General features: G+C 70.7%; 9 protein-coding genes and 1 pseudogene. 8 read left to right on the top strand and 2 right to left on the bottom strand.

What is annotated here, in order from left to right; all coding sequences use genetic code 11:
• The 8 genes from DW299_RS18420 to DW299_RS18385 all read left to right on the top strand — a co-directional run.
• A partial coding sequence (locus DW299_RS18420) for an aldehyde dehydrogenase family protein (RefSeq protein ID WP_136037435.1) occupies positions 1 to 1,332 on the top strand: 1,332 nt, incomplete at its 5' end.
• Positions 1,329 to 2,087: a gamma-glutamyl-gamma-aminobutyrate hydrolase family protein gene (locus DW299_RS18415; RefSeq protein ID WP_168443178.1), complete on the top strand. Its 759-nt coding sequence runs from the start codon at positions 1,329 to 1,331 to the stop codon at positions 2,085 to 2,087. The genes DW299_RS18420 and DW299_RS18415, both read left to right, overlap by 4 nt.
• Positions 2,084 to 2,551 carry a DUF3830 family protein gene (locus tag DW299_RS18410; RefSeq protein WP_136033794.1) on the top strand — a complete coding sequence of 156 codons (468 nt, stop codon included), beginning with the start codon at positions 2,084 to 2,086 and terminating at the stop codon, positions 2,549 to 2,551. The genes DW299_RS18415 and DW299_RS18410 overlap by 4 nt, the downstream gene beginning before the upstream one ends.
• Before the next feature lie 46 nt (positions 2,552 to 2,597).
• Complete coding sequence (locus tag DW299_RS18405; protein WP_136033792.1) at positions 2,598 to 3,683, top strand: ABC transporter substrate-binding protein; 1,086 nt, start codon at positions 2,598 to 2,600, stop codon at positions 3,681 to 3,683.
• Positions 3,680 to 4,507 (top strand): ABC transporter permease, encoded by an 828-nt coding sequence (locus DW299_RS18400; protein ID WP_136037433.1) that lies wholly within the window; start codon positions 3,680 to 3,682, stop codon positions 4,505 to 4,507. The genes DW299_RS18405 and DW299_RS18400 overlap by 4 nt, the downstream gene beginning before the upstream one ends.
• 2 nt (positions 4,508 to 4,509) lie before the next feature.
• Positions 4,510 to 5,310, top strand: coding sequence for an ABC transporter permease (locus tag DW299_RS18395; protein WP_206252167.1), 801 nt, complete (start codon positions 4,510 to 4,512; stop codon positions 5,308 to 5,310).
• The gene (locus DW299_RS18390) at positions 5,310 to 6,353 is read left to right on the top strand and encodes an ABC transporter ATP-binding protein (RefSeq protein ID WP_136037432.1); all 1,044 of its coding nucleotides are present in this window, start codon (positions 5,310 to 5,312) and stop codon (positions 6,351 to 6,353) included. Before DW299_RS18395 ends, DW299_RS18390 begins: the two co-directional genes overlap by 1 nt.
• A gap of 147 nt (positions 6,354 to 6,500) precedes the next feature.
• A complete protein-coding gene (locus DW299_RS18385) occupies positions 6,501 to 8,270 on the top strand; it encodes an alkaline phosphatase family protein (protein WP_136037431.1) in 1,770 nt (589 codons plus the stop codon).
• A 32-nt stretch (positions 8,271 to 8,302) separates the two neighbouring features.
• On the opposite strand, the gene DW299_RS18380 is transcribed toward DW299_RS18385, so the two are convergent.
• Entirely contained in the window at positions 8,303 to 9,361 is a 1,059-nt protein-coding gene (locus tag DW299_RS18380; protein ID WP_136037430.1) for an LLM class flavin-dependent oxidoreductase, read from the bottom strand.
• 28 nt (positions 9,362 to 9,389) lie between these two features.
• Positions 9,390 to 9,725 (bottom strand): annotated as a pseudogene (locus DW299_RS18375) (PqqD family protein); the annotation flags it as partial.

The following is a 9,725-nucleotide window of genomic DNA, read 5'->3' as shown; positions in this document are numbered from 1 at the left end:
TCGGACGCCGACGTCGACCGCGCCGTCCGCTCGGCCCGCGCCGCGTTCGACTCCGGCGTCTGGTCGCGCATCGCCCCCCGCGAGCGCGGGCAGCGCCTGATCGCGTTCGCGCAGCTCATCCACGACAACGCCGAAGAGCTCGCCCTCACCATCTCGCTGGAGATGGGCAAGCCCGTGCGCGAGGCCCTGCAGACCGAGCTGCGCGCCGTGGTGAACTGCTTCCGCTGGTACGGCGAGGCCGTCGACAAGGTGCTCGACGAGCTGCCCGTCACCGCGCCGGGCAGCCTCGCCCTCGTCACCCGCGAACCCGCCGGTGTGGTCGCCGCCGTCGTACCGTGGAACTTCCCGCTCACGATGACCGCGTGGAAGCTCGCCCCCGCGCTCGCGGTCGGCAACAGCGTGGTGCTCAAGCCCGCCGAGCACACCACCTTCTCCGCGCTCCGCCTCGCCGAGCTCGCGCACGAGGCGGGCATCCCCGCCGGCGTGCTCAACGTCACCCCCGGCGCCGGGCACATCGCCGGCCGGGCCCTCGGCGAGCACCACGACGTCGACGTCGTCACCTTCACCGGCTCCCCCGAGGTCGGCCGCCGGTTCCTCGGCTACGCCGCCGCCTCCAACGGCAAGCGGGTGTGGCCCGAGCTGGGCGGCAAGACCGCGAGCCTCGTGCTCCCCGACGCCGACCTGGAGCGCGCCGTGCGGGCGACCGCCGACGGCTGCTTCTACAACCAGGGCCAGATGTGCACGGCCTCGTCGCGGCTGCTCGTGCCGCGGGCGCAGCGTGACCGGGCCCTGGAGATCGCCGCCGACGTGGCCCGCACCACGCTCCCGGCCGACCCGTTCGACGTGGGCACCTCGATGGGCGCGATCGTCAGCGAGAAGCAGCTCTCCGGCATCGCCGGCTTCGTGGAGCGGGCACAGGCCGAGGGCGGCGAGCTGGCGGCCGGCAGCCCCGAGCGCTTCGCCGCGGTCGACGGCGGCAGCTACTTCGCCCCCGTCGTGCTCGGGGTCACCCCGCAGCACGAGGTCGCACAGCGCGAGGTGTTCGGCCCGGTGCTCTCGGTCATCGCGTACGACGACGTGGAGGAGGCCCTGGCCATCGCCAACGGCACCGAGTACGGGCTCGCCGCCGCGCTGTGGAGCACCGACCTCAACGCCGTGCACACCCTCTCGCGGCGCCTGCGCGCCGGGGTCGTGTGGGTCAACTGCTTCGAGGAGGGCGACATGACCATCCCGTTCGGGGGCGTCAAGGGCTCCGGCTTCGGGCGCGACAAGAGCCTGCACGCGATGGAGAAGTTCACCGACCTCAAGACCACCTGGATCGAGCTGTCGTGACCCGCCCGCTCATCGGCATCACCACGTGGCGCCGCCTCATCGACACCGACCTCGGCACGGGTCGCCCGGCCCACACGCTCGGTGCCGAGTACGCCGCGCCGGTCGAGGCAGCCGGCGGCGCCGTCGTCCTGCTGCCGCCCACCGGCGGGGTGGACGAGGTGCTCGACCGTCTCGACGGGCTGGTGCTCTCCGGCGGGGAAGACGTGCACCCCTCCCGCTACGGCGCCGCCCCGCAGGACGGCAAGACGTACGACTCCGCCCGCGACGGCTACGAGATCGCCCTGGCCCTCGGCGCCCGCGACCGCGGCCTCCCCGTGCTCGCGATCTGCCGCGGCCTGCAGGTGAGCACCGTCGCCTTCGGCGGCTCGCTGATCGTCGACATCCCCGCCACCGAGCATCACCATCCGGTGCGCGGCGCCGACCAGCAGCTCTCGGCACGGCACCCCGTCGTGTTCGCCGAGGACAGCCGCCTCGCCGCCCTGTACGGCACGACCGAGCGGATCGTGAACACCATCCACCATCAGTCCGTCGATCGGTCCGCGCCCGGCCTGCGGCCCGTGGCCTGGGCGCCCGACGGCATCGTCGAGGCCGTCGAGACCGACGGCGGGTGGCCCTTCTGGGCGGTGCAGTGGCACCCCGAGAAGATGATCGACCCCGATGAGGCCGCCGAGGAGCGCCCGCTGTTCGCGGCGTTCGTCGAGGCCGCCCGTGAACGAGCGGCGGAATCCTCCGCCGCGAAGAAAGGAACCCGATGACCAAGCAGATCTTCCTCGAGTACGAGAACGGCGTCCGCGCCGTCGCCACGCTGTTCGAGGACCTCGCCCCCCGCACGTGCGAGGCGATGTGGGGCGCGCTGGAGAAGCCGGTCACCATGCAGACCATGCACGCGATGTACGCCGGGCCCGAGGTCATGATGGGACTGCCCGAGGAGGCGCAGAACTTCGACCCTGAGGCCGTGCCCGCCGAGAACCAGCAGGTCGTGCCCGCACCCGGTGATCTGCAGTGGTACTGGCAGCGCCCGATGCAGATGGGCGGACTGCCGTTCGAGTGGTATGAGATCGGCGTCTTCTACGATCGTGGTGCCCGTATTCTCGGCCCGCTCGGATGGACACCCGTCAACATCTGGGCCGGCATCACCGAAGGACTCGCGGAGTTCGCTCAGGAGAGCGCCGCGATCCGCATCGACGGAGCGAAGCAGCTCACCCTCGGACGCCTCTAGGCGTCACCCCTCCCCCCGTGCTGGACCCATCCCGAAGGAGCAGTGCATGAACACCCGCAGAATCCTCACCGCCGGAGCGCTCGTCGCCACCGGTGCCCTCGTCCTCGCCGGCTGTGCCGCCGGTGACGACGAGTCCTCCGCGTCCGGCGGCGAGAAGGAGTTCGCCGGCGAGACCCTGGTCGTCACGTCGTTCGGCGGCGACTGGGAGAAGGCCTTCATCGAGGCCGTCGTCGACCCGTTCGAGGAGGAGACGGGCGCGAAGGTCGAGCTGATCACCCTGTACAGCGCCGACGCGCTCGCGCAGGTCACCGCCCAGAAGGCGAGCCCGCAGATCGACGTCGTGCACTTCTCCGGCGGCCAGGAGTTCACCGCCGCCGAGCAGGGCCTCATCGCGCCGATCGCCGCCGACGACCTGTCGGAGTCCGGCGACCTGATCGACATCGCGACCGCCGGTCTCGAGCGCGGCGAGGGCCCCGTCATCCAGCTCGCCCCGATCGGCCTGGTCTACAACACCGAGGCGGACGCTCCGGCGCCCACCTCGTGGGAGGACCTGTTCGACGACGCGTACGCCGGTCACATCGCGCTGACCGACTTCTCGAACACGTACGGCGTGCTGTCGATGCTGCGGGTGGCCGACACCCTCGGCGGCGGCATCGACGACCCGTCCGAGGCGATCTCGGAGCTCGGGGCCCTGGCCTCGTCGGGCGACGCGATCGTGGTGCCGACCTCGCCCGACCTGCAGACCGCGTTCGCCCAGCGCGACACCTGGCTCGCCCCGTACGCCATGGACTACGCGGGCACGCTGCAGGACGCGGGTCTCCCGGTGGAGTTCATCGTGCCCGAGGAGGGTGCGACGGCGTCGCTCATCACCGCGAACGTGGTCGAGGGTCGCGACAACCCCGACCTGGCGAAGCTGTTCATCGACTTCGAGCTGCGCCCGGAGGCGCAGGCCGTCTTCGCGGAGAACATGCGCTACTCCCCGGTCAACACCAAGGCCGAGCTGTCGGACGAGGCGGCCGAGTCCGTGCTCACCGGCGACGAGCTCGACGACGTCGTCGTCTACGCGCCCGGCGACATCGCCGCGTCGCGTCAGTCGTGGACCGACGAGTGGAATGCGCTGATCACCAAATGAGCGTCCGAACCCGTAGGGAGCCCTGGCTCCTGCTCCTGCCGGCGATCGTGCTGCTCGCGCTCGCCTTCCTCACCCCGGTGGCCGGCATGCTTCTCATGAGCGTGCAATCGCCGGCAGGCGGGTTCACCCTCGACAACTTCACCCGCTTGTTCGCGAGCGAATATCACCTCCAGGCGGCGCTGCGTTCGCTCCGCCTGGGGGTGATCCAGACGGTGATCACGCTGGTCATCGCCATCCCGCTGTCGTACATCATGGCCAGGGCCGGCTCGAAGGTGCGCTCGTTCCTGCTGATCGTGGTGATCCTGCCGCTGATGACCAGCGTCGTGGTGCGCACGTTCGGCTGGGTGGTGCTGATGGGTCCGTCGGGCCTGATGATGCAGATCCCCGGCGCGGAGCTCCTCGTCGGCGGCACCCAGGGCTTCCTCGGCACCGAGACGGGCGTGGTGATCGCGATGGTGCAGGTGCTCCTGCCGTTCGCGGTGCTCAGCATCCTCGGCGTGATCTCCGGCATCAGGCCGCAGCTGGAAGAGGCGTCGCGCACGCTCGGCGCCGGCTTCTGGCGCACGCTGCGCCACGTGGTGCTGCCGCTGTCGGTGCCGGGCATCGTCGCGGGCGCCTCGCTGGTGTTCGTGCTGTCGGTGAGCTCGTTCATCACCCCCCGCTTCATCGGCGGCTCGCAGATCCCCGTGTTCGCGCAGACCATCTACGTCGACGCGACCACCAACCTCGACTGGGCGTTCGCGGCGGCGCAGGCCGTGCTGCTGTTCGCGGGCGTCATGCTCGTGCTCGCGGCCACGTCCCGGCTCGGGAAGCAGAAGGTGTGACCATGGTCCGTTCCGTTCCGATCCTCGGCCGGATCCTCGCGATCCTCCTCGGCGTCGTCGTGACGCTGTACATGCTCGTGCCGCTGCTCGTCGTCGCCGGCGCCTCGGTGGGCGAGAACCGCTTCCTCACGTTCCCCGGTCAGGGCTTCACGCTCGACTGGTACGTGGAGGCGCTCACCTCCGACACCTACCTGGAGCCGTTCCGCCTGAGCCTCGTGGTGGGTGTGACGGTCGCGATCGTCGCCGCGGCGATCGGCACGGCGGCCGCGCTGGCGCTCACCCGCTTCCGCGTCCCCGGCGGGGCCGCGATCCAGGCGCTGCTGATGTCGCCGCTGACGATCCCCACGATCATCCTCGCCATCGGTGCGCTGTCGATCGCGTCCCTGACGATCGGCTCGCCGAACGTCGGCGTGCTGATCGCGATCCACGTGGTCATCGCGATCCCGTACGTGATGCGCACCGTGACCGGGGTGATGACGCGCGCCGACCACTTCACCGAGGAGGCCGCGCGCACCCTCGGCGCCAGCACCTGGAACCGCTACCGGCTCGTCGTGCTCCCCATCGCCCGCCCCGGCATCGCGGCCGGCGCGTTCTTCGCCTTCAACATCTCGTTCGACGATGCGGTCATCGCCCTCTTCCTGCGCACCCCGCAGCTGGAGACGCTGCCCATCGCCATCTACGGCCAGCTGGAGTTCAGCACGTCGCCCACCGTGGCGGCCGTCTCGACCCTCATGGTCCTGCTCACCGTCGTCCTCATGATCGTCCTCGAACGCATCATCGGCCTGGGAAGGTTGTTCGTCTGATGACAACGCTCACCATCACCTCACTCACCAAGGACTTCAAGGGGACGAAGGTGCTCAAGGGCATCGACCTCTCGATGCGGTCCGGCGAGTTCGTCTCGCTGCTCGGTCCGTCGGGCTGCGGCAAGACCACGCTGCTCCGCTGCATCGCCGGACTCGAGTCGCCCACCAGCGGCACGATCGAGATCGCGGGACAGGACGTCACGAAGCTGCCGCCCGAGAAGCGGCACCTCGGCATGATGTTCCAGAGCTATGCGCTGTTCCCGCACATGAGCGTGGTCGAGAACGTGCGCTTCGGGCTGCGGATGGCCGGCGACAAGCCCAAGGCCGAGCAGAAGGAGCTCGCGGTGCGGGCGCTGGAGCGCGTGCAGATGGGTCACCTCGCCGACCGCATGCCCGCCCAGCTGTCCGGCGGCCAGCAGCAGCGCGTGGCCCTCGCCCGAGCGATCGCGTTCGAGCCGCGGGTGCTGCTGCTCGACGAGCCCCTGTCGAACCTCGACGCGCGACTGCGGGAAGACATGCAGGTGGAGCTGAAGGAGCTGCACCGCACCCTCGGCCTCACCACGGTGTTCGTCACGCACGACCAGGAGGAGGCCATGAGCCTGTCCGACCGGATCGTGCTGATGAACGGCGGCGTGATCGAGCAGGAGGGTGCGCCCGCCGAGCTGTACGGCTCCCCGCGCACCCCGTTTGCGGCGGACTTCATCGGGGCGGCGAACCTGCTCCCCGCGACCCGTTCCGGTGTGACCGCGACGGTCGACGGCACGGGCGTGCAGGTGCCGCTGACCGGTGCGGGCGCCGACGGCTCGGGCGAGGTGGTGCTGCGTCAGGAGGACCTGCACCTGGCGCCGGCGGTCGGCGCGGACGCCCCGGTGGCGGTCGAGGTCGTGGCGCACGTGTACCGCGGTGCCGACGTGGTCTACATCGTCGAGTTCGCCGGGAAGCGGCTGCGCGTCGTCCGCCCCCGCCACGAGCAGCCGATCCCGGAGGGCCCCGCCGGCCTGGGCTGGCGCGACGGCGCCGTGCTCTGGATCCCCGCCGCCTGACCCGCCCTCATCCGTTCACAACTCCGGAGTTCTCGGGCGACACGTCGTCTCCTGCGCTGCCATCCGGCCATGGGGCTCGATTTCTCCGGAGTTGTGAACAGCGCCCGACCCCTGCGGAGCCGCCCCGCCCGGTCATAGGATCGGCGCATGGCCGACGAAGACTCCCCCTCCCCGTCTCCCGCCCCCCGCGACACGTCCCGCCGCGGGTTCTTCAAGGTGGGGGGTGCCGCACTCGCGGGGGCCGTCATCGGCGGGGCCGGAGGCGCGGCGATCGGCGCGTCCGTGGCGGGGAACAACCCGCGCGACGGCTTCGCGACCGGCGATGATCCGTTCGCCGCCCTCACGCCGCGGAAGGAGCCGGGCTTCGACCACGTGGTCGTGGTGATGGGCGAGAACCGCTCGTTCGACAACCTGCTCGGCTACCTGTACTCGAAGGACAACCTGCCGAAGGGCGAGACGTTCGAGGGTCTGGCGTTCGGCTCGCACAGCAACACCGCCGCCGACGGCACCGTGGTCGATGCGCATGTCTACCAGGGCGACACCGACCGGATCATGAGCCTGCCCGACCCCGACCCGGGCGAGGAGTACCCGCACGTCAACACCCAGATCTTCGGCACGGTCGACCCGAAGACCAACGCCGACCTGTTCGTCGACCAGATGTCCGCGCCGTTCAACGCCCCGACGCACGGTGAGAAGGCGACGATGTCGGGCTTCCTCGAGGACTACATCATCAACTTCCGGCGGCTCCGCGGCGGCACGGAGCCGAGCGTCGACGAAGCCCGGCACATCATGGGCTCGTTCTCGCCCGAGATGCTGCCGGTGCTGTCGACCCTGGCGTCGGAGTTCGCCGTGTTCGACCACTGGTACGCGGCCGTCCCCTCGCAGACGTTCTGCAACCGCTCGTTCTTCCACGCGTCCACCTCGCACGGCTTCGTCACGAACCAGGCCGGCGGCGGCTACAAGAAGTGGATCGACGCCCCCGCGGCACCCACCGTGTTCAACCGGCTGGAAGACGCGAAGGTCAGCTGGAAGATCTACATCGACAAGCTGCAGCTCGTGTCGTTCACGGGCATGCTGCACGCCGCCGTGCTGGAGAAGTACTGGCGCACCGAGCACTTCGGCACGATGGAGGACTTCTACGCCGATGCGAAGAACGGCACCCTCCCCGCCTACGCGTTCATCGAGCCGCGGATGGTCTACGACCACAACGACTTCCACCCGCCGTTCGGGTCGCCGCGGGAGAGCGTGGTCGACGGCGAGCCGGTGTTCGACAGCGCCATCTCGGACGTGCGCGCCGGGGACCGCCTGATCCACGACATCTACGAGGCGGTGCGCACGAGTGCGACGCCCGACGGCTCGAACGCCGTGAACACCCTGCTGCTCATCACGTTCGACGAGCACGGCGGCTGCTACGACCACGTGCCGCCGCCCGCCGCCACGAAGCCGACGCCCGACACGAAGGCCGGCGAGATGGGCTTCACGTTCGACCGTCTGGGCTGCCGGGTGCCCGCGATCGCGGTGTCGGCGTACACACGCCGCGGCACCATCATCCACGACGAGATGCACCACGGCTCGGTCACCGCGACGCTGTCGCGGTTGCACGGCCTGAAGCCGCTCAACGACCGCGACCAGTCGGCGAACACGCTCATGAACGTGGTGAACCTCGACAGGCCGCGGCATCCGGCCGACTGGCCCGTGACCACCCCGGCCTACACGCCGCCGAACCCCGAGGAGGGCACGCCGCAGCCGAACGAGGCGGACCACCTCAAGCCGCTGACCCCGCCGGCACGCGGGCTGCTCGGCCTGCTCATCGCGCGCTACGGCACGCCCGGCGAGCCCGAGCCGCAGACCTTCGCCGACGCGTACAAGCTCCTGCACGAGCACGGCGAGGAGCTGTTCGGCCCCGCGAAGGGCTGATCCGAGCCGCGGACGGCGCGGGGCGACCGGCGTCAGGCGACCGGGTCGCCCTGCACGGGTCCCTCGGTGTTCGGCTTCCACCCGAGCGCCGGGGCCACGTGCTCCGCGAACGCCTCCAGCACGTGCAGGTTGTACTCCGGGCCGAGCTGGTTGGGGATCGTGAGCATGAGGGTGTCGGCGGCCATCACGGCCTCGTCCGCGAGCAGCTGCTGGATGAGCACGTCGGGCTCCGCGGCGTAGGTCTTGCCGAACGTGGAGCGGAACCCGTCGATCACGCCGATCTGGTCGCCGTTCTCCTCGCTGCGCAGCCCGAAGTAGGCGCGATCCATGTCGGAGATCAGCGGGAAGACGCTGCGGCTCACCGACACCCGCGGGGTCCCGGTGTGCCCGGCCTCCTTGTACGCGGCGCGGAACAGGTCGATCTGCTCGCGCTGCAGCTCGTGGAACGGCTGTCCCGTGGCCTCGGTCACGAGGGTGGAGCTCATCATGTTGAGGCCCTGGCGTCCGGTCTCCTCGGCCGTGGCGCGCGAGCCGGAGCCCCACCAGATGTGGTCGCGGAGGGTGGGCGACTGCGGCTCGATGGCCAGGTACTGCCCGGCACCCACCATGCGCGGGTCGCCAGGGGCGAGGCGCTCCCCGTCGATGGCGCGCAGGAAGATCTCGAACTTCTCGCGCGCCAGCACGCTGCCGCGCTCCGGGTCCTCGGTGTCGCGGAAGCCGAACGTCTCGTAGCCGCGCAGCGCGGTCTCGGGTGAACCACGGCTCACGCCGAGGGCGATGCGGCCGTCGGCGATGAGGTCGAGCGCGGCGGCCTCCTCCGCGAACTGGAAGGGGTTCTCGTAGCGCATGTCGATCACGCCGGTGCCGACCTCGATGCGCTCGGTGCGCGCGGCCATGGCGGTCAGCAGCGGCATGGGCGAGGCCGCCTGGCGCGCCCAGTGGTGCACGCGCACGTACGCGCCGTTCACGCCCAGCTCGTCGGCCCCCTCCGCGATCTCGATCGTCTGCTTCAGCATGTCGCCCGCGGTGCGGGTCGCCGAGCCGGGCACGTCTGCGTAGTGCCCGAAGGAGAGGAATCCGAAAGCCTTCATGATGTATTCGAACGCATGGATGCCGCGTCTATTCCCCCGGTGTCAGGAAGCCGTCCCGCACGAGGGAGCGGATCTTCGGCTCCAGGTCGGCCCACAGGTCCGCCAGCGGCACGTCGAACAGGTCGGCCAGCGCGCCGACGATCTGCGCCACCGTGAGCTCCCCGTCGCACGCGCCGACGAACCCGGCGAGCGCGGAGTCCACCCCCACCGTGCGCGCGAAGCCACCGCCCTGCCGCAGCTCGATCACGCTGGGGTCGTCGTCGCCCGGCATGAGGTGTCTGGCCTCGGTCACGTCGGGCGCCACGAGCAGCGTCGACGGCAGCCCCGCCGCGAGCACGTCGTGCGCGGCGAGCCCCGCGGCGAG

The sequence above is a fragment of the Microbacterium sp. K35 genome, from assembly GCF_004794375.1.
GTDB lineage: Bacteria > Actinomycetota > Actinomycetes > Actinomycetales > Microbacteriaceae > Microbacterium > Microbacterium sufflavum.
The sequence above is the reverse complement of the archived record's forward strand: the minus strand, read 5'-3'. Positions and strand labels throughout refer to the sequence as shown.

Coding starts and splice junctions, on each gene's coding strand:
- DW299_RS18410 (WP_136033794.1), top strand. CDS start 2,084: ATGACCAAGCAGATCTTCCTCGAGTACGAGAACGGCGTCCGCGCCGTC.
- DW299_RS18405 (WP_136033792.1), top strand. CDS start 2,598: ATGAACACCCGCAGAATCCTCACCGCCGGAGCGCTCGTCGCCACCGGT.
- DW299_RS18400 (WP_136037433.1), top strand. CDS start 3,680: ATGAGCGTCCGAACCCGTAGGGAGCCCTGGCTCCTGCTCCTGCCGGCG.
- DW299_RS18395 (WP_206252167.1), top strand. CDS start 4,510: ATGGTCCGTTCCGTTCCGATCCTCGGCCGGATCCTCGCGATCCTCCTC.
- DW299_RS18390 (WP_136037432.1), top strand. CDS start 5,310: ATGACAACGCTCACCATCACCTCACTCACCAAGGACTTCAAGGGGACG.
- DW299_RS18385 (WP_136037431.1), top strand. CDS start 6,501: ATGGCCGACGAAGACTCCCCCTCCCCGTCTCCCGCCCCCCGCGACACG.
- DW299_RS18380 (WP_136037430.1), bottom strand. CDS start 9,361: ATGAAGGCTTTCGGATTCCTCTCCTTCGGGCACTACGCAGACGTGCCC.